Annotated in this window: 21 protein-coding genes and 1 tRNA gene; 11 read left to right on the top strand and 11 right to left on the bottom strand. The window is 60.3% G+C overall.

Annotated features, from left to right (window positions below):
- Nucleotides 1-3 precede the first annotated feature (3 nt).
- Nucleotides 4-1,047 carry a FecCD family ABC transporter permease gene (locus HALAL_RS0101755; RefSeq protein WP_245598011.1) on the bottom strand — a complete coding sequence of 348 codons (1,044 nt, stop codon included), beginning with the start codon at nt 1,045-1,047 and terminating at the stop codon, nt 4-6.
- Nucleotides 1,037-2,038 (bottom strand): ABC transporter substrate-binding protein, encoded by a 1,002-nt coding sequence (locus tag HALAL_RS0101750; protein ID WP_029767198.1) that lies wholly within the window; start codon nt 2,036-2,038, stop codon nt 1,037-1,039. The genes HALAL_RS0101755 and HALAL_RS0101750 overlap by 11 nt, the downstream gene beginning before the upstream one ends.
- Before the next feature lie 209 nt (nt 2,039-2,247).
- On the opposite strand from HALAL_RS0101750, the gene HALAL_RS0101745 reads away from it, so the two are divergent.
- The 3 genes from HALAL_RS0101745 (at nt 2,248) to HALAL_RS0101735 (ending at nt 4,393) form a co-directional block, all read left to right on the top strand.
- Nucleotides 2,248-2,988 carry an ABC transporter ATP-binding protein gene (locus tag HALAL_RS0101745; RefSeq protein WP_029767197.1) on the top strand — a complete coding sequence of 247 codons (741 nt, stop codon included), beginning with the start codon at nt 2,248-2,250 and terminating at the stop codon, nt 2,986-2,988.
- Nucleotides 2,988-3,725, top strand: coding sequence for an ABC transporter permease (locus HALAL_RS0101740; RefSeq protein WP_025272351.1), 738 nt, complete (start codon nt 2,988-2,990; stop codon nt 3,723-3,725). Before HALAL_RS0101745 ends, HALAL_RS0101740 begins: the two co-directional genes overlap by 1 nt.
- 68 nt (nt 3,726-3,793) lie before the next feature.
- Nucleotides 3,794-4,393 (top strand): TetR/AcrR family transcriptional regulator, encoded by a 600-nt coding sequence (locus HALAL_RS0101735; protein ID WP_025272350.1) that lies wholly within the window; start codon nt 3,794-3,796, stop codon nt 4,391-4,393.
- Between the two features lie 71 nt (nt 4,394-4,464).
- On the opposite strand, the gene HALAL_RS0101730 is transcribed toward HALAL_RS0101735, so the two are convergent.
- From HALAL_RS0101730 to HALAL_RS0101720, 3 genes are all read right to left on the bottom strand, one after another.
- The gene (locus tag HALAL_RS0101730) at nt 4,465-5,259 is read right to left on the bottom strand and encodes an SGNH/GDSL hydrolase family protein (protein WP_025272349.1); all 795 of its coding nucleotides are present in this window, start codon (nt 5,257-5,259) and stop codon (nt 4,465-4,467) included.
- A gap of 169 nt (nt 5,260-5,428) precedes the next feature.
- Nucleotides 5,429-6,238 (bottom strand): 23S ribosomal RNA methyltransferase Erm, encoded by an 810-nt coding sequence (erm, locus tag HALAL_RS0101725; protein WP_025272348.1) that lies wholly within the window; start codon nt 6,236-6,238, stop codon nt 5,429-5,431.
- Between the two features lie 404 nt (nt 6,239-6,642).
- Nucleotides 6,643-7,785: a trans-sulfuration enzyme family protein gene (locus HALAL_RS0101720; protein WP_025272347.1), complete on the bottom strand. Its 1,143-nt coding sequence runs from the start codon at nt 7,783-7,785 to the stop codon at nt 6,643-6,645.
- Between the two features lie 59 nt (nt 7,786-7,844).
- On the opposite strand from HALAL_RS0101720, the gene HALAL_RS0101715 reads away from it, so the two are divergent.
- Both HALAL_RS0101715 and HALAL_RS0101710 read left to right on the top strand, forming a co-directional pair.
- Nucleotides 7,845-8,306 carry an Lrp/AsnC family transcriptional regulator gene (locus HALAL_RS0101715; RefSeq protein ID WP_025272346.1) on the top strand — a complete coding sequence of 154 codons (462 nt, stop codon included), beginning with the start codon at nt 7,845-7,847 and terminating at the stop codon, nt 8,304-8,306.
- 162 nt (nt 8,307-8,468) lie between these two features.
- A tRNA-Gln gene (locus HALAL_RS0101710) sits at nt 8,469-8,543 on the top strand.
- Between the two features lie 89 nt (nt 8,544-8,632).
- Here HALAL_RS0101710 and HALAL_RS19415 read toward each other — a convergent pair.
- The gene (locus HALAL_RS19415) at nt 8,633-8,989 is read right to left on the bottom strand and encodes an SCO4225 family membrane protein (protein WP_025272345.1); all 357 of its coding nucleotides are present in this window, start codon (nt 8,987-8,989) and stop codon (nt 8,633-8,635) included.
- A gap of 229 nt (nt 8,990-9,218) precedes the next feature.
- On the opposite strand from HALAL_RS19415, the gene HALAL_RS0101700 reads away from it, so the two are divergent.
- A complete protein-coding gene (locus HALAL_RS0101700; protein ID WP_025272344.1) occupies nt 9,219-9,602 on the top strand; it encodes a CopG family transcriptional regulator in 384 nt (127 codons plus the stop codon).
- Between the two features lie 736 nt (nt 9,603-10,338).
- Nucleotides 10,339-11,208 (top strand): siderophore-interacting protein, encoded by an 870-nt coding sequence (locus HALAL_RS0101695; RefSeq protein ID WP_025272343.1) that lies wholly within the window; start codon nt 10,339-10,341, stop codon nt 11,206-11,208.
- Nucleotides 11,209-11,402: 194 nt separating this feature from the next.
- On the opposite strand, the gene HALAL_RS0101690 is transcribed toward HALAL_RS0101695, so the two are convergent.
- The 3 genes from HALAL_RS0101690 to HALAL_RS0101680 form a co-directional block, all read right to left on the bottom strand.
- Nucleotides 11,403-11,807: a (4Fe-4S)-binding protein gene (locus tag HALAL_RS0101690; protein WP_025272342.1), complete on the bottom strand. Its 405-nt coding sequence runs from the start codon at nt 11,805-11,807 to the stop codon at nt 11,403-11,405.
- Nucleotides 11,804-12,106, bottom strand: a complete 303-nt coding sequence (locus HALAL_RS0101685; RefSeq protein ID WP_025272341.1) for a GNAT family N-acetyltransferase — start codon at nt 12,104-12,106, stop codon at nt 11,804-11,806. The genes HALAL_RS0101690 and HALAL_RS0101685 overlap by 4 nt, the downstream gene beginning before the upstream one ends.
- A 239-nt stretch (nt 12,107-12,345) precedes the next feature.
- Nucleotides 12,346-13,317: a 4-hydroxy-3-methylbut-2-enyl diphosphate reductase gene (locus tag HALAL_RS0101680; protein ID WP_029767194.1), complete on the bottom strand. Its 972-nt coding sequence runs from the start codon at nt 13,315-13,317 to the stop codon at nt 12,346-12,348.
- A 57-nt stretch (nt 13,318-13,374) separates the two neighbouring features.
- On the opposite strand from HALAL_RS0101680, the gene xseA reads away from it, so the two are divergent.
- Both xseA and HALAL_RS0101670 read left to right on the top strand, forming a co-directional pair.
- Complete coding sequence (gene xseA, locus HALAL_RS0101675) at nt 13,375-14,646, top strand: exodeoxyribonuclease VII large subunit (protein ID WP_025272339.1); 1,272 nt, start codon at nt 13,375-13,377, stop codon at nt 14,644-14,646.
- Nucleotides 14,636-14,854 carry an exodeoxyribonuclease VII small subunit gene (locus tag HALAL_RS0101670; RefSeq protein ID WP_025272338.1) on the top strand — a complete coding sequence of 73 codons (219 nt, stop codon included), beginning with the start codon at nt 14,636-14,638 and terminating at the stop codon, nt 14,852-14,854. The genes xseA and HALAL_RS0101670 overlap by 11 nt, the downstream gene beginning before the upstream one ends.
- A gap of 8 nt (nt 14,855-14,862) precedes the next feature.
- Here the strand turns inward: HALAL_RS0101670 and HALAL_RS17235 are convergent, their stop codons facing one another.
- Nucleotides 14,863-15,480 carry a DUF4245 family protein gene (locus HALAL_RS17235; RefSeq protein ID WP_025272337.1) on the bottom strand — a complete coding sequence of 206 codons (618 nt, stop codon included), beginning with the start codon at nt 15,478-15,480 and terminating at the stop codon, nt 14,863-14,865.
- Nucleotides 15,481-15,704: 224 nt separating this feature from the next.
- Between HALAL_RS17235 and HALAL_RS0101660 the strand changes: the two genes are divergently transcribed.
- The gene (locus HALAL_RS0101660; protein WP_025272336.1) at nt 15,705-16,601 is read left to right on the top strand and encodes a carbohydrate kinase family protein; all 897 of its coding nucleotides are present in this window, start codon (nt 15,705-15,707) and stop codon (nt 16,599-16,601) included.
- Nucleotides 16,602-16,944: 343 nt separating this feature from the next.
- Entirely contained in the window at nt 16,945-17,616 is a 672-nt protein-coding gene (locus tag HALAL_RS0101650; RefSeq protein ID WP_025272335.1) for an enoyl-CoA hydratase-related protein, read from the top strand.
- 37 nt (nt 17,617-17,653) lie between these two features.
- Here HALAL_RS0101650 and HALAL_RS0101645 read toward each other — a convergent pair whose 3' ends face one another.
- Complete coding sequence (locus tag HALAL_RS0101645) at nt 17,654-19,870, bottom strand: tetratricopeptide repeat protein (protein WP_169732388.1); 2,217 nt, start codon at nt 19,868-19,870, stop codon at nt 17,654-17,656.
- Nucleotides 19,871-19,952: the final 82 nt, after the last annotated feature.

Raw genomic sequence — 19,952 nt, 5'->3', positions numbered from 1 at the left:
CGCTTAAATATCCCCACGCTGCCGCAATAGCAGCAAAAACACCGGCACCCCGATCAAGGCGGTGAACACCCCCACCGGAACCACCTGCGGAGCGAAGGCGATTCGCGCCAAGGCGTCGGTCCAGATCAAAAACACCGCGCCCACCAAAGCCGAGGCGGGAAGCAAAGCACGGTGCCCGGCTCCCACAATAAAGCGGACTGCGTGCGGCACGATCAAGCCGACGAATCCGATCGCGCCGACCGACGCGACCGCCGCGGCGGTCAGAAACGCCGTGGCCACCAACAGGACCAGTCGGGTGGCAGTGACCCGCACACCCAGAGCCGTTGCGGTGTCGGACCCCAAGGCCAGGCCGTCCAGGGCCCGATGTCGCGACCAGATCAAGCCGAACCCTACGGCGACGGCGATTCCACAGATCACCACGTTTTCCCATCGCGACGGCGCCAACGATCCCAGGAGCCAATGAGTCAGGGCGCGAGTGGCGTCGGCATCGGCACTCGACATGATGATCAGAGACGACACCGCCGAGAACAGTTGTCCGATCACGACACCGGTCAACACGATCGTCAACGGCCGCAAGGTGCGTCCCCACAACAACAGCAGCAGCAAGGCAAACGACGCCACGGCTCCGAGAAACGCCCCGCCGGTCAAACCGACGGTGCTACCGCCCCAACCCAAAACGACGACGACCACCGCACCGGTGGAGGCGCCGGACGATATCCCCAGTAGATACGGTTCGGCCAGGGCATTGCCCGTCACCGTCTGCAAGGTCGCCCCACAGACGGCCAGCAAGGCTCCGACGAGGGCCGCCATCAAGACGCGTGGCAAGCGTAGGTCCCACAACAGTGAATCCAACAGCGGTGGATACGGCGACGATCCCCAACCCAAACGAGCGACGGCACTTTCCACACTGCCGCCGTAGGTGATGTCGTCGATCCCCAAGGGCGTTGCCAACGCGATGGAGACGAGCAACGTGGCGGGACCGACCAGATAAAACCAGCGCGGCATGCCTTGGCCGACCTGTGTGGGCGACGGGGTCTTAATCGACATAGCCGAGGTCGCGGACGCCGTTCGCGAACTGCTCCAACGCTTCCACCGACCTCACGCTGGGATCCATGGCGATGCCGGGAATCTCGATGATGCGGTCGTTGATCACCGCGTCGAGCTCGGAGCTGACGGGGTGACTCTCGAGTTCCTCGCGCTTTTCGGAGGCCGCGTCACCGGGCATGCCGCGTTCGGACAGGTCGCCGATGACGATCACGTCGGGATCGCGCAGTGCGATGTCCTCCAGAGAGACCTCCGGCCACAGTCCGTCCACGTCGGCGAAGGCGTTGTCCACTCCGGTGACGTCGCTGAAGGCCTGCGGCATACCGCCGTTTCCTGCTACGTACGGTTGCCCGTCGAAGAAGGAGTAGATGTAGACCACGCTCACCTCGGAGTTGAGATCCGACTTGAGCTCACCGGCCGTCTCCATGGTGTCCCGTTGATCGGCGACGAGTTCGTCGGCCTTCTGATCGATGTCGAAGAGCTCGCCGATATTGCGGTAGTCGGTAAACAGGCGGTCGAAGGCGCCCTTGTCGGGCGACTGTTCCGGGCAGTCGACCTCGGAGGCGTAAGTGGCGACCTCCAGCTCGGCCAACTCCTCACGAGTGCCGACTCCATCGGTGGAGTAGTGCGATTCGAATCCGCTGTAAACGAAGTCGGGCGCCGCTTCGCGCAATTGCTCTCCGGTGAGCCAACTGTCGTTGAGGACTTCGACGACGTCGAAGTCCTCCTGGTAGCGATCGGGAATGTCGACCCGCAGATTGGCCGCGCCGCGAATCCGATCGGACAGTCCCAGCTCCAGCATGGTCTCCAGGCTGTTTTGATCCAGGGTAATGGCCTCCTGTGGAACTCCCGAGGTCTCCACCTCGTGCCCACAGTTGCTGAGGCTGGTCGCCGTATCGTCGGTGTCCGCGGATTCGTCTGCGGCGCAGGCAGAGGTGGCGGCGACGGCGGCAATGAGAGCACTGAGGGACAAGGCTGGGACGCGACGCGACAATGTGGCTCCTGAGGTCTGTGATCCGAATGAGTCTCATGAGAATCCTAGGAGTCGGGATGCTACCTCGCGTCCAGGCGTACGGCCAAAGATGCCTGAGTCACTATTGCCAGTTCATTGCAATAAGGGCAGGTGAGGAGTGCGCAGAGATTTCATCATGCAATGAAATATGATAGTCTGAATTCAACATGCAATGAATTTGGAGGAAGTCAATGTTGCCGCATCACTCCATCACCGTCGATGGCCTCACCGTGCGCCGTGGGCAACGCACGGTATTGAAAGACTTCAACGCCGTCATCGCATCGGGAACCGTGACCGGACTCCTGGGGCCGTCCGGGGCCGGGAAGACCACTTTGATTCGTGCCATTGTCGGGGCGCAGAAAACTCGGAGCGGCAATGTGTGGGTCGACGGCCATAAAGCCGGCAGTAAACCGCTGCGCCGCAGTATCGGCTATGTCAGCCAGGAAAACGCCGTCTATCCGGACTTGACCGTGCAGGGAAACGTCTCTTATTTCGCGTCTCTGTTCGGTCGGAATCGGGTTGCGGTCGACGAGACCCTGGAACAGGTGGGAATGACCGACCACGCCGATCAACGTGCCGATCGCCTGTCCGGTGGGCAGAAGACACGCACGTCACTGGCCTGTGCACTGGTGGCCGACCCGTCGATCCTGGTTCTCGACGAACCGACCGTGGGGCTCGATCCGCTGCTGCGTGAGGAACTGTGGAACCATTTCCGTGACCTGTCGTCGGCTGGAAAGACGCTCGTGGTTTCCAGCCATGTCATGGACGAGGCGGATCGCTGCGACCACATCCTGCTGTTGCGGGAGGGAGAACTCGTCGCCGATGCGGAGCCGCACGATCTGAAACGTCGCACCGCCACCGGCAACCTCGACGACGCGTTCCTGACACTCATCAAACAGACCCGGCCCGTGTCGAACGAAGGAGAGAACTGATGTCACTCCGGATCACGCTCATCACCGCGCGTCGCGTATTGGGACAGCTGATCAGCGACCGTCGTACTTTGGCGCTCATCCTGGTCGTGCCGACCGTTATGATCGCGCTCATCCGCTATATCATGGACTCCAGCCCGGCGATCTTCGATACCGTCGGACTGATTCTGCTGGCGGCGTTCCCGTTCATGTTGATGTTCATGACCACCTCCATCACCCTGCTGCGGGAGCGAACGTCGGGAACCCTGGAGCGGCTGTTTACCACGCCGACGGCCAAAGGCGACCTCATCACCGGATACGCTCTGGCCTTCGGCCTGGCGGCGGCGGTGCAGTCCAGCTTGGCGTCTTTGCTGGCCTATACCTGGCTGGGTCTCGACACGGCCGGGCCCGCGTGGGCGGTCGTGGTCACGGCAGTCTCGACCGCTCTGTTCGGAATGGCTCTGGGGCTGTTCGTCTCCGCCTTCGCCACCACCGAGTTTCAAGCCATGCAGTTCATGCCGGTGTTCGTGGTACCGCAGCTGTTTCTCTGTGGATTGATCTGGCCGCGTGAGTTGATGGCCGAACCACTACAGACGGTCGCCGACGTCCTTCCTCTGACCTACGCGGTCAAGGCGCTCCATGACGTCCAACAGGAGGCGTCCGTATCGTCGGAGTACTGGGGCAACGTCGCGATCGTCGTCGGTGCCACGGTCGTGGCCATCGCCTGCGGTGCGGCCACCCTGCATCGTCGTACTCGATGAACACCCCTCCGGTCACCGCTGTTCCCGACACCGTGAGGCGGGGATTGCCGGAACCTTAGAATGAGGCCGTGAGCGAAGAGAAGAAAGCCGGGCGGCGCAGCGGTAACCCCGATACCAAGGACGATATTCTCACCGCCGCTCGCGATTTGTTCGCACTGAATACGTTTCGACAGGTCACGATCCGCGACATTGCCGACCGGGCGGAGGTGGACCCCGCCTTGATCCACCACTACTTCGGGACGAAACGAGATCTGTTCCACGACGCCGTGGACCTTCCGCTGGACGTGGCCGATCGGATCAGAGCCGGGCTGGGCGACGTGGACTTGTCCGAGATCGGTCACCACGTGGCACGTACGGTGGTCGGCGTCTGGGAGAGCGAGCACAGCGACCGTCTTCTGGCGATCATGCGTAACGCTCTGGCCGACCCCGCGCAGACCAACCTGCTACGCAATATCTTTCAGGAACAGGTGTTGCGCGCGGTCAAACCCGTCTTGGAAGGGCGCGTCGACCGGATTGAGCTTCGGGTTTCCCTGATCGCCATGCATGTGTTCGGCCTGGTGACCACTCGCTACATCATCGGTCTGGAACCGCTGTCGGACCTGTCCGCCGGGGAGCTGATCGACGTTCTCGGTCCGGACCTGCAAGGCATCGTGGATATGGAGCTGTAACGGCTGAATCCGATCGGAAACGCTCAGAATACCGTCATTCTGAGCGCTCCCGTTTCTCTGACGACTTCGATTTAGGCGACGGCTCGCAGCTCGGGTAGGAATCCGGAGTAGTGCCCCAAGGCGTTGGGGTGGAAGGACTCGAAGGCGACAAGCTCCAGCCCGTTCATGAACTCCGGATTGGCACAGACGCCGTGTCCGTCAAACGCGGCGGTGGGGTTGATGAATCCAAAGCCGGCCTCGGTGGCCGCCTGCTCGATGACGTCGTTCATCGTGTCGACCCCGGAGTTGACGCGTTGCTGTTCCACAATGCTCATTCCCAGGTTGGCCACACAGTTCTCCTCATTGAACAGGTGTGGGTAACCGACGATGTGGACCTCGGCGTTGGGGGCGGCGGCCGCGATGTCGGCATACAACTGCGCGAGTTCACCCGCAACGCGGTTGACCCCGTCCTCTTCGGCCGCGTCGATCTTGTCGATGCAGGCGAAGTCAGGCAGAATCGTGCAGCTGATCATGATGTCGGCGAATCCGACGTCGTTACCGCCGATGGACAGTGTGACAAGGTCGGTGTCGTCGTTGAGTTTTTCTATCTGATTGTCGTAGACGTCGGGGATGGTCGCCCCGCCACAGGCGGCGAATTCAAGTTCGGCACCGGTCTCTTCACTCCACACCGGAGCATAGGCGTTCTGTGACCGGAAACAGATCGAACCGTCGACATAGTAGTCTCCCGCGCCCGTACCGGCGGCATAGGAGTCGCCCAAGGCGACGTATTGGGTCGGGGTGTCGGCAGCGGCGGCGATTCCGGGCACGGCGACGACGGCGGCGATGGACGTAATGACAACCGCGGCGAGTCGGCGGATTCCTATCATGTCATGCCTCTCGTTGTATAGGTAAGAGTGAATAAGAACATAACAATCTAGAAATATAAATGTCAATACTAATTGGTAACTTATCTCCGAACAGACAAGCAGCCCACAGGAAATCCCTGGAGGCCCACAGAACCCCCAGGGATTTCGACTAACATTGCCGCAGAACAACTCAGCTGTACGCCAAAGCTTCGGTCAAGTGCAGCCATTGCCGAGGCGACACCTCACCGGCCAAAGCCCGACGTGACGCACCCGCCCGATCCAAAGCCCGTGCGACACGAGCATTCGGGAAAACCCGCCGCAAGGACGCCGCCACCGACCCACCCTTTCCGCTGTAGCCCAAGTCGACCACCTCACGGTGAAACGGAAGCAAGCCTGCGGGCAACAACGGCCGACCATGCCGCTCAATACGCAGAATCCCACTCGCCACGTTCGGGCGTGGGCGAAACGCCTCCCGAGGAACCGTCCCAAGGTAACGAAACTCAGCCAACGGAGCCGCCTCCGCCACAAGCTTCGTGTACCGACCACGTCCACCCGCCTGTTTGAGAGCGAAGTCCTTCTGCGTGAGAAAAACCGCGTACCGCAGCGCACGCGCTCGCACGGCCCAGCGAACCATGTCGGTGGAAATGTGGAACGGCAGGTTGCCGACCGCGATGAAGGGGGTGCGCGGGGCGCGAGCGGTGGCCGCATCCCCGTGGTGGCAGGTGAAAGTTCCGATGTCCGCGAAGCGTTTGCGCAGTCGAGCAACATAATGCGGATCGTATTCATAGGCGATGACGCGTCGTGCCGAGGTAACGAGCCGTGACGTTAGAGCGCCGTCACCGGGGCCGATCTCCATCACGGTATCGGTGTCCTCGACATTACATAGTTCGATCAAACGCTGTATCTGACGTCTGTCGACCAGAAAATTTTGGGATAGCTTGCGGCGCTTCCCGTTTTTTGAGTGCGTGCGGTGACGGTACGACGGTGATGTGTGTGGCATGTGGACTCCAGCCGAATGGAATGCGAAACAGGACAAACGGAAGTGCCCGGTCGGCTGGAAGTGAAGCCACGATCATCGACGGGAAATCAGGCAGCACGGATGCGTCAATGGCGACTGTGAATAGAAGACGCGCTGCAAGCGTCGATAGCCCTCGCTGGGAAGACGATGCGAGGGTGGTGACGGGATGATTCTCCGCTTAGCCGACCTGGGCGAGGTGACGCAGGCGGCCGGAGATAATGAAATACGCACCCATGCGGGGCTGTCCCTTCGACGTGTCGCTGGTCGGCGGGCCGGGAAGCGGCCCAGCGGCTCAGCTGTGGTCAATCCATTAGGAGTTTAGGGGCCCACGCATAGGCGCGCAATTGATTTTTAAAGGTCGGATTCGGTCGTTCTCAATACAGGAACTATCCCAGCGCGGTGTCCAGGTCCGCCCAGAGGTCGTCGGGTGATTCCAGACCAACCGACAGTCGTATCAGGTGGTCGCTGATGCCGCAGGTTTCGCGTGCGTCCGGGTCGACGACGTGGTGCGTCAAGGAGGCCGGATGCTGAATGAGCGAGTCCACGCTGCCCAGGCTGACGGCGGGCGTGATGAGGGAGACCTTCTTGATGACGTCGCGCGCATCTTCGGTGGTCTCAAATGACACCATGGTTCCACCCGACGTCATCTGGGACGGACGGTTGGAGTTCAGACCCGGGTAGTGCACGGCGGAGACTCGTGGGTCGTCCTGGAGGCGGACGGCCAGGTCGTGGGCGGTGCGACTCATGCGTTCCACACGCAACGGGAGGGTGGCGAGTCCACGCTGCAACATGTAGGCCGCCAGCGGGTGCAGGACTCCGCCGGTGGCGATGCGTACGCTGCGCATCTTCTGTGCGAAGGCCTCGTCGCAGGCGACGACGCCACCGACGACATCGCCGTATCCGCCGAGAGCCTTGGTGGCCGAGTGCAGCGCGATCGACGCTCCCTCGCGGATCGGGTTCTGCAGAGCAGGAGTGGCGAGGGTGTTGTCGACCAGCAGCGGGACGTCACCACAGGCGGTGGCGATATCGCGGATCGACAGTTCGTGGAGCGTCGGATTGGCGGGCGTTTCGACGATTACCAGGGCGGTGTTCGACGTGATGGCGTCAGCGACGGAGTCGGCGTCGGTCCAGGTCACCTCGGTACCGAGCAGGCCGGTGGACAGCACCAGGTCGGTACCGCCGTAGACGGGACGGACGGCGACGATTTCGCGCTTCCCTCCGCTGGTAGCGGCTAGGAGACTGGCGGACATGGCCGCCATACCGGAGGCGAAGGCCACGGCGGCTTCGGAATGTTCCAGTTCGGCCAGGGCCTTTTCGAAACGGGCCACCGTCGGGTTGTGGAGGCGGGCGTAAATCGGGCTGCCGTCGGGCTGTTGTCCAGCGGCGTACTGGTCCATGCGTTCGGCCTCGGCGGCGGAGTCCACCGCCGGGTAGGTGGTGGACAGGTCGATCGGCGGTACGTGTACGCCCGCTTCGAGTAGGTCCTCGCGTCCGGCGTGAACGGCGCGGGTAAATAGATCGTCAGTCATAGCCTGATGATGGAATGATCCACAGGCCCTCTGGAGCCTAAATGTAGTAAATTCGGAAAATGGGGACTTACATTGAACTTGATTCGATCGACTGGAAGATTATCCGGCTGCTTCAATCAAATGGCCGAATGACCAACCGGGAACTAGCCTCACGCGTGGGGGTCGCGCCGTCGACGTGCCAGCTGCGAGTGCGTCGGTTGGGGGAGTCGGGGGTGATCAAGGGCTATCGTGCCGTCGTGGACATGGCGGCTCTGGGCGAATCGGTCCGGGCGTTTCTGGCCGTGCAGGTGCGCCCGCATCGGCGTGAAGTGGTGGAGGCGTTTGTCGCGCATTTGAAAACCGTTCCCGAGGTGCTGGAGTTCTATCACCTGACCGGGCCCGACGACTTTTTGATCCATGTCGCCGTCACCGATGTGGACCGTCTGCAGGCATTGGTATTGGACCAGGTGACCGCTCGCTCGGAGGTGGCTCATGTGCGGACCAACCTGGTGTTCGCGCAGTGGGACATGGTGGGGCGCTGAGCGTTGACCGGGCGCGAGGTTTCGGTTCGGCCGGTGTGCTTTCCAGGGAAGGGATCCGGGGTAGCGGTGCACGTCACGTTGGGTCGATACCCCGTTGATGGCGCGATAGACCATCCGGTACAGTTGTTTCCTGTCAGCGCGAGATCAGCGACTGACTCACCTTGGGGTATGGTGTAATTGGCAACACAGCGGTTTCTGGTACCGTCGTTCTTGGTTCGAGTCCAGGTACCCCAGCCATTTTGATGAGGCACTCACTCTGTGCCGGTATTCGTTTGAATTCTTGGAGAGGCGTACTCTCATCGATTTATAAAGTGCACGCCCGCTTCTCAACTGGTTTGTTCCTGCGCTCCTTCAGTGGCTGTGGTTTTCTCTGTGTTCTTCTTTTGTTTAGCGAGTCGGTGTGGTCGGCCGATTCTTCTACCCAAGAGAGTGAGTAGAGTGGCCTGAAACAAGCCGGTAACCGTTAGGGCCGTAAAGAATATCCACATATGATCAAATCCTCCAGGCGCCACCTCCAGCACCCACATGGTGAGGAAAGACGTCGGGAAGGTTGCGAAGCACAAGAGGATTCCCGGGAACCCAACAGGGCCGTCGGTGGAAACAAGCCTCCCTACCTCCATAGTCAGCACTACGAGGACAACGAAGAAATAGGCCGAACCCACAATGGTAGACGGCTGTTTCATAAAGTGTTTCATATACACATTCTAGGGCTGTTGTTATACATCCAAACATGCACCTTTTGTAGTCCTGTTCTGAACTGCTGGCCCGTGCCAGTCTAGTTTTCGCCGTCTGATGTCAAGAAGAGAGCTCATATGGGCCAATAGCAGCAGTGTCTCTATGTAGCCTTGGATGGTGTATGCCTGGTATAGGACATCTTTTGGGATGGTGTATGGATGATGGTAAGATTTCGATATGTCAACCGTAGAAAAAGTCACAATTAACATGAGCGTCGTTGATTTGGGGAAGATCGATCTCCTTGTGGAAGAGGGATTTTACTCTAACAGGACCGACTTCATGCGTACTGCAATCCGCAACCACCTGGATAAACACGAGGAAAATGTACAGAAGACCGTGGCAAAGCGGAATTTCGTTATCGGGGTGCTCCGTTATGAACGTTCCGACCTAGAGAAACAGAAGGAACTGGGGGCGACCTTGTCGGTCTCCGTCGTTGGATTGTTTTCTCTGGCGGACGATGTCACTCCGGAGCTGGCACGGGAGACGATTTCATCTGTGACGGTGGTCGGCGTATTCCGAGCTAACAGCGCGGTTAAGAAGGCGCTTTCTGATCGTACGTAATCTGAAAATAGATTGACGGTCGTTGAGCTCGATGATCGAGTGAACTTTCCTCACCAGGTGGATGTCTGCCCACCGGCAGGATGTGGCTGGTGAGGCCTATGTCAATTTAGTAGGTGAAGGAACAGCCGTCACTACGCGGCTCTTTAAGAAAAACTCGGCGTGTTGTTGCAGTGTCTGCACAGCGGTGTCCGCCAACTTTCGTACACCTGATACTCCCTCGAACGCTCCACGCTTGTTGTAAGGCGCCTGAGTATTTCAGCGTGAAGAAGGTCCGTAGGCCTCCACGTGGGTGGAGGGAATCCCTGGACTGCGCCATTAACAGGGTGCTTGTGCGTTCTTGACATTGCGTCGTGCCTGGTGGAATACCATCATGCGCCTTCGTGTGTACTGCGATGCAATAAGCATAAAGTTGCTTGTCGACTGGCTCTCTGCCTCTAGCGCAGATCATCCAATTTCGGGACGAGTATGCCGAGGTGGATTATTCTTCCGGCTCTCGGCGTGGAATGGCTGATACGCGGTTCAGGCGTCAGTTCTCAGTTTTCCCGGCGTACAAGCCCAGTCGTTACAACCGGCGAAATTCAGTACCCAAGTGCCCTTGCTATTTTCTAATAGGTTAGGCTAGCCTAAGGATGACTTGTTCACTCGCTCAAGTTCCTCGATCGCAATGGTGAATGGAGGTCGCCCCGTGCGAACAGCCGTCTTGGACACAACACCTACTACCACCCTTCCCTTTCGGATGTTTCATGTGAGGGTCATTGGGCTGAAACGACTCTCGCCTTCATTTCTGCGTCTCACCTTTGGCGGTGAAGCGCTGCGCGACTTTGCGAACAACGGCTTTGACCAACGCATCAAGATGATTTTCCCCGCCCCTGAATCCGGGTATAAGTACCTCGAAGAGGGCGAACGTTGGTATTCCGCTTTGCGGCAGCTTCCCAAGGAACACCGCCCCACGGTTCGCACCTACACCGTCCGCGAGGTTCGCCCGGAGGTCGCCGAGCTGGACGTGGACATGGTTATTCACCAGGCCGACCCCGATCACACCGGCCCCGCGCTGGAATGGGCGCTGAACGTCCAGTTGGACGATGAACTCGTCGTGCTGGGGCCGAACGCTCAATACGCGGGTAAGCACGGCGGCATCGACTTCCAGGCTCCGCTGGGATCGGAAATCCTCATCGGCGGAGACGAGACGGCACTGCCGGCCATCAGCGCCATTTGCGACCGACTGCCTTCGGAGACGACCGGGCGCGTCATCGTCGAAGTTCCGGATTCGCTGGACGTATGCGATCTGAACACCCCAGCCGGAGTTGAAGTCACATGGTTGCCACGAAACGGGCATCCGCGCGGAAGCACCTTCGTGGGCAGCTTCTGTTCGGCCGCCGACAAGCTCAATATTTCCAGCGTCCACGACTCCGTCGACGACATTGACATCGATCGCGAACTGCTGTGGGAACTGCCCGAGAGCGAATCCACGAACCCCGGCTACATCTGGCTGGCTGCTGAAGCGGGCGTGGTGAAGAGCGTACGTAAGGTTCTGCGCAGTGAACGCGGCCTTGACCGAAATGCCTTGGCTCTCATGGGCTACTGGAAAGAAGGTCGGGCTATTTAGACCACCTTCTCGAGCGACTTCAGGTATGACATCGGCAGAAGTCGTTCGAGAGGCTGCGATGAAGCGGGGCTGTTTCCGACGGGGACGGCCCCGTTCGTTATGCGAGGGTGCAGCCGGGTTTGAGCGTCGTTGTCACTCGACGTTTTCGGATGTGCCGGCGTGACGTTTTGAACTGAGTCCGAGCTGCGTCGACCTCAGTCGTGTCCTCCACACGCCCCGCTGAGGTCACAGAAGGGTTGGCGTCCGCTGCGTCCGCATCCGCACATTGTGGCGCGGGTGTCGCTGACCGTCCCGTCGTCGGTATTGATCGTCAAGTCTCCGCGCAGTCTGATTTCCCCGTCGGGCAATCGTTCGACATTCGTGGGGTGCTCGGCTTCCTCGTCCGGGCCGTCGTTCAGCTGGTAATGCAGTGCTCCCGATGGGCAGCGGCGCACCACTTCGGCCACGTGTTCGGCTTCATCGCCGTCCGGGTAGATCCACGGTCGTTTGCGTACGTCGAATACTTCCGGCGCTCCGGCGATGCATTCGGCCGCGTGCAGACATCGATCGGAATCGAATGTCACGTCGATACGGTTGCCGCGATATCGTTTGACCGTCATAACGACTCCTTACGGAATTCGGCCGATACCAGGTCGGAGTATTCCGGGTGACGTTTGATCCATTTTTCGTAGAACGGGCAGGCGGGGACGACGCTCAGTTCGGCTTGACGTGCCTCGTCCAGTGAGACCGTCGCCAGCTGAGCCCCGATGCCTTCCCCTTTGTGATCCGGGTTGACTTCGGTGTGAATGAACGCGATTTGATTCGCTGAGCGCCGGTATTCCGACAGCCCCACCAGTTCGCCGTTGTCCCATGCTTCGTATCGGTTGGCGCTGTCGTTATCCACGATTTCGGCGGCCATGCGTATCCTCCCTAGCCAATGCATCGGTTGTCTCCAGATTCACCGATCCCGAGTCGTTGTAGTTCGGAAAACAAAAAAGTCCCACGCGATTATTTCCGCGTGGGACGTGTTGACCCAAAAATTAAGGGCGGGCATTCGGCGGCCCTATTGAGGTCGGGAGTTTGAGACCGCAGGGCCCTGGGGACAGAGCCCGCGCCTCGGTGTGGAGTGCGCAGAGCGAGGTGTGACCGTACGTCCGGTTAAGTGACGTTGGCGGCTGCCATGTCCTTTTTCAGTTCCCGAGGCAACTGGAAGGTGAGTTTCTCTTCGACCGGTTCGATTTCCTCCACCGTGCCGTATCCTCGCTCGGCCAGGTCGTCCAGCACCTCGCGGACGAGGTTGTCCGGCACTGAAGCGCCCGAGGTGACTCCGACGGTGGTGACGTCGTCAAACCATGCGTCGTCGATCTCGCTGGCGTAATCCACCAGGTAAGACGAGTCGGCTCCGTGCTGCAGGGCCACTTCCACCAGGCGCTGCGAGTTCGAGGAGTTCTGGCTCCCCACCACGATGACCAGCTCGCAGTCGGAGGCGATGTCCTTGACCACCTGCTGGCGGTTCTGCGTGGCGTAGCAGATGTCGTCCGACGGTGGTGCCTGAAGCAGCGGCAGGCGCTTTTTCAGCCTGTCGACCGTCTCCATGGTTTCGTCCACCGACAGGGTCGTCTGTGACAGCCACACCACCTTGGATTCGTCGCGTACGTCGACTTCGTCCACCGAATCGGGTCCGTCCACGAGCTGAATGTGCTCGGGAGCCTCTCCGGAGGTGCCGATGACCTCCTCGTGGCCCTCGTGGCCGATCAACACGATGTCGTAGTCTTCACGGGCGTAACGCCGAGCCTCCTGGTGCACCTTGGTGACCAGTGGGCAGGTGGCGTCGATGGCTTTCAGACTGCGTTCGTCGGCTTGGTCGTGTACCTCCGGGGCCACACCGTGCGCGGAGAACACCACGACCGATCCGGGCGGTACCTCTTCGTTCTCCTCCACGAAGACGGCGCCCTTTTCCTCCAGATTGTCGACGACGTGACGGTTGTGTACGATTTCTTTGCGCACGTATACCGGTGCGCCATAGACTTCCAAGGCTTTTTCGACCGAGACGACGGCTCGGTCGACGCCGGCGCAGTAACCGCGCGGCTTGGCCAACAACACTCGCTTCTCTACAGGATTAGATTCCACCCCACGATGGTAACGGTCGAGCTTGGGTATCCAAAGCCGACCGTTAGTCTGGACGGTGTGGATGACACCAAAAATTCCGCCGCCGCCAAGAAACCCACCCGTGACGAGCCCTGGACGGTCGCTCACGTCTCGGATCTGATCGGGCAGTGGATCGGTCGACTCGGCGACGTGTGGATCGAAGGTCAGATCACGCAGATCAACCGGCGTTCCGGAGCGCGTATGGCGTTTCTGAACCTGCGTGACCCTTCCCAAGAGGTTTCGCTGCAAGTCACCACGTTCGCGGGCGTGCTGGATAAGGTCGATCCTCCGCTGCAAGAGGGCTCGCAGGTGGTCATGCACGCCAAACCCAGCTGGTACAAGGGCCGAGGGACACTGTCGATGCGGGCGGCAGAGATCCATCAGGTCGGTCTCGGCGAACTGCTGGCTCGCCTGGAAAAGCTGAAAAAACAGCTGGCGTCTGAGGGTCTCTTCGCGCCCGAGAAAAAGCAGCCTCTTCCGTTTCTGCCGCGCACTATCGGTTTGATCACCGGGCGAAACTCCGACGCCGAACGCGATGTGCTGCGCAACGCCACCGCACGCCTTCCCAGCGCTCACTTCGAAGTTCGGGAAGTCGCCGTCCAGGGCGTCAATGCCGTCACCGCCGTGACCGAGGCGCTGCACGAACTGGACGCCATGGAAGACGTGGACGTCATCGTGATCGCACGCGGGGGCGGCAGCGTCGAGGACCTCCTGCCGTTTTCCGACGAGCACCTGTGCCGAACCGTCTACGCCGCCCACACGCCGGTGGTGTCGGCCATCGGCCACGAACCGGACACGCCGTTGCTGGACTACGTCGCCGACCTGCGAGCGTCCACTCCGACGGCGGCGGGCAAAACCATCGTCCCCGACCTCGTCGAAGAGCAGCAGCGACTCGACATCACCCGCACACGACTACGGCAGGCGCTCAAAGGCTTTCTCGACCAGCAGGACAGCGCCCTCGAATCGATGCGGGCACGTCCGGTTCTGGCGCGGCCCGACTCCATGATCACCGTTCGCGAGGACGACCTGCGGCAGTTGCGGGCACGACTGCGCACACACATGAAGGTTCAGTTCGACAAGGCCGACGACCACCTGGAACACACCCGTGCACGATTGCGCGGCCTGTCACCGCAGTCCACACTCGATCGTGGCTACGCCATCGCGCTCAACACCCACGACGGCACGGTAGTGCGCGATAGCAACGACGCCGCCGACGACATCGAAGTGCGCCTGGCGCACGGCCGCCTGACCGCTCACGTCACCGAACGCATCAACGAGGAAGAAAAGGAAACACACCACGATGAGCAATGAGATGACCTACGAGGAAGCGCGCGCCGAACTCGTGGACTGCGTGAAAAAACTCGAAGCGGGCGTACCGACTCTGGAAGAGTCCCTGGAACTGTGGGAACGGGGAGAAAAGCTCGCCGACCTCTGCTCGGACTATCTGGCCGGTGCGCGTCGTCGTCTCAGCGAACGCATGGAAAGCGATACCGACTCCGAAGCAGACGAGGAGGAGTAAACCAGTTCCTACAAGGCCGTCTGGATCGCCTCCGCCAACGCGGGCCAATCGGGGACGCCGTCCTCATCGGCCGTGACGACCAAGGTCGAACCGCCCGGGCCGTCGGAAACCCAAACCTGTGAACCGCCCGAGTCGTATTCCGTCCAATCCATACCGGCTTCTGTGATCGAGTCGCCGTCACCTGAAACGGCGTCTTCAACCGCCGACTCGTCGGTCGTCTGCATGACCTGGAATCCACCGTCGTCAGCGGCGAGATAGCCGATCCGCAGCGTTACCGCACCTTCTTCGTCACCATGGGATACGCCGCCTCCCACGACCTTCCAACCGTCCGGGAGATCGAGGGGACCGAAGACGTCCAAACCGGCGTTTTCCGCTGTGGAGTAATACTCGGACGGGTCGATTTCGCGGGCCTGCGGCCCGCCGAAGAACACCTTCCACGCCCCAAAGAACAATGCGATCGGCAGCATGAGCACCAGCAGCGACCACGACATGTCGCGCCACCGGCGGTACTTGGGGCGACTCGCGCGGCGTGGATACTCCGCCGACTCCTCCGCGTACTGCGGTCCATCGGTTACGGCCGACTCATACGACTCGCCACTGTCTTCTCGGGCCTCTTTGGCGTCCATGTATCCATCCTGACCGATCCGATCGACGACGAGACGCCCACCCCACCGCAACGTGCCAGGCGCAACCTGTCGGTAATTCGCATGGTGACCCGAACGCCTCATCACCGCGCTGCGCTGCCGGCGAGTCGATTTGGTCTGACCAGTCTCGACTGTCGTCGGTCGAACTGCTAGAAAGTAATACAAGTCAACCTCGGGTACCAGCCGCGCCGAACTTAAGGAGCCATATGATCCTCATCTCGGGAGAGAACGTAATCGATTTGATCGGCAGTCACGATGGACTCCTGCGGCCCACCTGCGGGGGAGGACCGGCCAATACGGCAGTCGCGCTCGCGCGTCGCGGCATCCACACCGCGCTCGTCGGAGCGGTCGGCAACGACGCCTTCGGCGACGGCGTCGAGCGGCGCCACCAACACAACGGCGTCAACCGGACGTGGCTGAAGCGCCTGGACCGGCCTTCTACGCTCGCGCTCGCCACCCTCGACGACGCGGGCAAGGCCCGGTACGACTTCTGGACCGAAGGCACGGCCGATTTTGCCTGGAACGATAAGGAGCTTCCGGAAGCCGATCCCAAACGCTACGATGCGCTGCATTTCGGCTCGCTGGCCGCCTATATCGAACCGTCGGCCACCGAGATCGAAAAGTGGGTGAATCGCTCCAGGCGGTCCATCCCGATCAGCTTCGACCCCAATATCCGGCTTGAAGCGATGGGAGAACGTACCGCCGTTCGCAAGCGCACCGAGAAGTTGGTGGCACTCTCGCATATCGTGCGGGCGTCGGACGACGATATCGAGGCTCTGTATCCGGGGGAGCAGATCAATGCGGTGGCGCAGCGTTGGTTGGACAGCGGGCCCGAGTTGGTGGTGGTGACGCTGGGCCAGGCCGGGTGTGTGGCTCTGCACCGCAATTACACGTTGTCGATGCCCGCCAAGTCCGTCGAGGTGGTGGACACGATCGGGGCCGGTGACGCGTTCACCTCGGGGCTGCTGGGATGGTTGACGACCTCGGATTGGATGCGCTTGGACCGTAAAGCCGCGTGGGGTAATCGTAATCTGATGGCGAAGGCTCTGGATAATGCGGCGCGTCAAGCGGCTGCGGCGGTGCGGCGTGCGGGTGCCCCGTAAGCGACGCGGTGTCGCTCTGATCGTGTCTCGTGGCGTGTTGCCGCAAGCGGCGTCGTGCCGGTTTATAGGCTGGGATATACGCGACGCCCGGACGCCGTCGACTATTAGCGACGGCGTCCTTTCTTGGTCACGGCCCCTTTCGACCGGCGTCATACTGCGTGAGCGTTTTACCGTTGCCGTCGGAAATATCGAAAACCGTTGCGGCAAGCGCCTGTGACACGTCCTCGTCCACGAAACCCCATCAAGGTTCTGCTTCCGACGTTTGTCGGGTAAACTCCAATACACCGATATTACTTATGAGTAATGAACGTGGACGGCAACAACGGATCAGGAAGGCGCGCACATGCCGACTTTGGATAAACAGGACGATGTCTACGTACTGAACATCGGCGAGGGAGAGAATCGCTTTCACCCCGACTGGATCGCCGAGGTCAACGACCACCTCGACACGGTCGAGAACGCCAGTGGCCCTAGAGCTTTGGTGACGACGGCGACCGGAAAGTTCTTTTCCAACGGCCTCGACTTGGAATGGCTGGCCGAGCATCCGGAACAGTGGAACGACTACGTCGTCAGCGTCCACCGATTGTTCGCCCGCTACCTGACGCTGCCCATGACCACCGTTGCCGCCCTGCAAGGACACACCTTCGCGGCCGGAGCCATGCTGTCGCTCGCGCATGACTTCCGCGTCATGCGCGCCGATCGCGGTTTCTGGTGCCTGCCCGAAGCCGACATCAACATCCCCTTCACGCCCGGCATGTCGGCGCTCATTCAGGCTCGTCTGACACCGCAGACTGCCCAGGCGGCCATGGTGACGGCTCGTCGTTTCGGCGGCGAGGACGCCGAAAAGGCTGGCATCGTCGATCACGCCGTCGCCGAAGAGGACGTCGTTCCCGTAGCGCTTGAATTGGCAGGCGCGCAGATCGAGCGCCACGGCGACGTGGTGGCCACGATCAAGAACTGTATGTTCGCCAGTGCGATTGCCGCACTCCACGACACCGACATTCCGCAATCGTAAAGACGTAGCTCCGGCTGTGAGGAGAGACCGAGCTGGTTCAGGACTGTCCTTGAACCTCCTGACTTCGCTGGAAGCAACGGTGGGCTTCCTTGTGGCGGCCCAGGTGTTCGAGTCCGATACCGAGGCTTTTGAGGCTGTGTGCGAGGTCGGGGGTGTGTGCGGGGTTGGTGGCGGCGAGGTGTTCGTACAGTTCGACGGCTCGCTGTCGATGTGGGTGGGCTTCTTCGTGGCGGCCCAGGTTGCTGAGTCCGACTCCGAGGTTCTCGAGGCTGCGGGCATAGTCAGAGTTAGGGCTTACCTGTGAGTATTGAGACTTGAAATATATAACCTCTAGCTGGGAAATGTGGAGGAATAGGTCCGCATGTTGTCTACTGGAGGGTCTCCCGGGGACGACTACGTCCAAGTGTGCAGCTGCCTCAGCCAAGTCAGGATGTTCACTATGGCGTATTATGGCGGTGTTGAGCGCGCCAATACTATCGGTTTTTGCAGTACGGGCTGATTCGTTCAGTGCAGTCCGAACAATGTGGTCAAAGTGCTTGACCAGAAGTTGCAAGGCAGTACTGTCTGAATCGTCGAATTCACCGGCGGCATGGCGGATCGTCTGATCTACGGAGCTTGTGAACGCTTCGGCTGCTTCGGGATAGTGGTTGGCTACGAGATCCCCGACATGAAGCATGCGAGCGCGATGTGGAGTGCGGAGGTCCTGTCGCATCAGCTCATCGGTTATCGGTTTCAGACTGTGTTCTTTGTTCAGTGAGGCAATGAGATACTCAGAAATGAGGTCTGGCTCTAGCGGTGCAATAGTCCTGATGGGTCGTTGATCCTCGTCGAACCTAATTGGGCCGGGGTAGAGCTCATGGACAGCCTTTGCTGCTTCTCGGCGATCTACGGCTGTCACGTCATCATTGGGCCACAATGGCGAAACACAGAGATAGTCTTCAAATTCGTCAACATCCGGGCAGATGAGAGTGGCTATGGCGACCGCGTGCAAGGCGTCATCGCTCTCCGCCACAGGCACAGTTGGTGTTCGGCTCAATGCGGGGTGATTGTTCCATCGCTTATGGCGCTCGCGATGCAGGAAGTGTTCTAGGAGTTCCTCCCGTAGCTCCGAATCGTTCGGTTGGTCCGCGACGCTGCGTGTGGGCAAGGATGCGCCTTGAGCCGCTAGGAGTGCGGCAATGTGGATCAATAGAGGTGAATCGATTGCGTCATCGTCCACAAAATAGTGCAGCTGCTCGCGTGCCTCATCGGAAGCACCGAACTCACGGAATCGTGTATAGGCTACGTCAGCGTGCTTATGCCGTTGATCGCGGCTGAGTCCCGAATTGCCGTCCAAAGAGTTGTAGCGTAGGTCGTCTTCGATTCCAGTGGAGCGCAGCTTCTTTATGACTCCATTCGATTGAAGATTCAAAGCATTTAGCCAGTCACCGGTATTGCGGCTGACCAGTAGAATTCGAACCTTCGGCGCGACGGCTCGTTCCCCGACCAGGTGTTGGACCCATTGGTTCACATAGTCGCGCACCGATGATCGTTCACTGTAGTCGAACACCACGAGCGTGGGGCGGTCAGGAAGGAATTCACCCCAGGCACGGTTCGTATCTGTGCGAGCGAAACCCGCCTGCCATGAGGCGTCCTTTTCGCTGAGAAGCGTTGCGCACAGTTCGGCTGCCAATCGGGTTTTTCCCGACCCGCCTTGACCGGTCAATACGCTGATTGAACAAGTCGTGTCCGTCTGGCACCATTCGCGCAGCTTGGTCAGCACGGAATCGTGGGAGTCCGCAATGAATGGAACGTAGGCATAGCGCGCTTGAAGCATCTGGTACTCCGAGATCGCTTCAGCGCTGGAGTGGTACGGGGGTTCGATGAGGCTACTGGACTGGACGATATGCCGAGACGGCATATCACGCAGTACGCGCGAGACGCTGGATGCGCTACGAATGTCGTCTGCCGGTATAAGATCCCATCGATTGCGCCATGCCGCATGCCGTTCGGAGACCACCCCGAGCAATTGGCCTCGATTGTCGAACACCGACATTCCCGAGACACCTTGCCAAGCAGAATCGTCGTCGACCTGTCCAGGAGTTATCTCGAAGACAAGTTTATGGCGCTCGGCACCTTCACCGGGGAGAATGTCCCCTGCAATGTAGGCGATATGGCGACCGGCGATTCGTCGATCCTCGCTGCTTCGATTGGCCGTCGGGAATCCGAAGCCGGACGCGGCGTATGGACCGCCGAGATCGTCCAGTATCCCCACGGTGTCGCAGCGTGAACGGGAACGGACAAATGCGGAACCGACAACAGAGCCACATCCAGGCCTTCCGCAGTCCCTACCCACT

Source organism: Haloglycomyces albus DSM 45210 (assembly GCF_000527155.1).
Taxonomy (GTDB): domain Bacteria; phylum Actinomycetota; class Actinomycetes; order Mycobacteriales; family Micromonosporaceae; genus Haloglycomyces; species Haloglycomyces albus.
Note: the sequence above shows the minus strand (reverse complement) of the source record. Positions and strands in the feature narration are given on the sequence as shown.

What these genes read in the sequence shown, in the direction of transcription:
- HALAL_RS0101670 (WP_025272338.1), top strand. Translation starts at nt 14,636, where the DNA reads ATGAGCAATGAGATGACCTACGAGGAAGCGCGCGCCGAACTCGTGGAC.
- HALAL_RS0101730 (WP_025272349.1), bottom strand. Translation starts at nt 5,259, where the DNA reads ATGATAGGAATCCGCCGACTCGCCGCGGTTGTCATTACGTCCATCGCC.
- HALAL_RS0101740 (WP_025272351.1), top strand. Translation starts at nt 2,988, where the DNA reads ATGTCACTCCGGATCACGCTCATCACCGCGCGTCGCGTATTGGGACAG.
- HALAL_RS0101650 (WP_025272335.1), top strand. Translation starts at nt 16,945, where the DNA reads ATGCCGACTTTGGATAAACAGGACGATGTCTACGTACTGAACATCGGC.
- HALAL_RS0101700 (WP_025272344.1), top strand. Translation starts at nt 9,219, where the DNA reads ATGTCAACCGTAGAAAAAGTCACAATTAACATGAGCGTCGTTGATTTG.
- HALAL_RS0101695 (WP_025272343.1), top strand. Translation starts at nt 10,339, where the DNA reads ATGTTTCATGTGAGGGTCATTGGGCTGAAACGACTCTCGCCTTCATTT.
- HALAL_RS0101715 (WP_025272346.1), top strand. Translation starts at nt 7,845, where the DNA reads ATGGGGACTTACATTGAACTTGATTCGATCGACTGGAAGATTATCCGG.
- HALAL_RS0101745 (WP_029767197.1), top strand. Translation starts at nt 2,248, where the DNA reads ATGTTGCCGCATCACTCCATCACCGTCGATGGCCTCACCGTGCGCCGT.
- HALAL_RS17235 (WP_025272337.1), bottom strand. Translation starts at nt 15,480, where the DNA reads ATGGACGCCAAAGAGGCCCGAGAAGACAGTGGCGAGTCGTATGAGTCG.
- HALAL_RS0101685 (WP_025272341.1), bottom strand. Translation starts at nt 12,106, where the DNA reads ATGGCCGCCGAAATCGTGGATAACGACAGCGCCAACCGATACGAAGCA.
- HALAL_RS0101660 (WP_025272336.1), top strand. Translation starts at nt 15,705, where the DNA reads ATGATCCTCATCTCGGGAGAGAACGTAATCGATTTGATCGGCAGTCAC.
- HALAL_RS0101755 (WP_245598011.1), bottom strand. Translation starts at nt 1,047, where the DNA reads ATGTCGATTAAGACCCCGTCGCCCACACAGGTCGGCCAAGGCATGCCG.
- HALAL_RS0101690 (WP_025272342.1), bottom strand. Translation starts at nt 11,807, where the DNA reads ATGACGGTCAAACGATATCGCGGCAACCGTATCGACGTGACATTCGAT.
- erm (WP_025272348.1), bottom strand. Translation starts at nt 6,238, where the DNA reads ATGCCACACACATCACCGTCGTACCGTCACCGCACGCACTCAAAAAAC.
- HALAL_RS19415 (WP_025272345.1), bottom strand. Translation starts at nt 8,989, where the DNA reads ATGAAACAGCCGTCTACCATTGTGGGTTCGGCCTATTTCTTCGTTGTC.
- HALAL_RS0101720 (WP_025272347.1), bottom strand. Translation starts at nt 7,785, where the DNA reads ATGACTGACGATCTATTTACCCGCGCCGTTCACGCCGGACGCGAGGAC.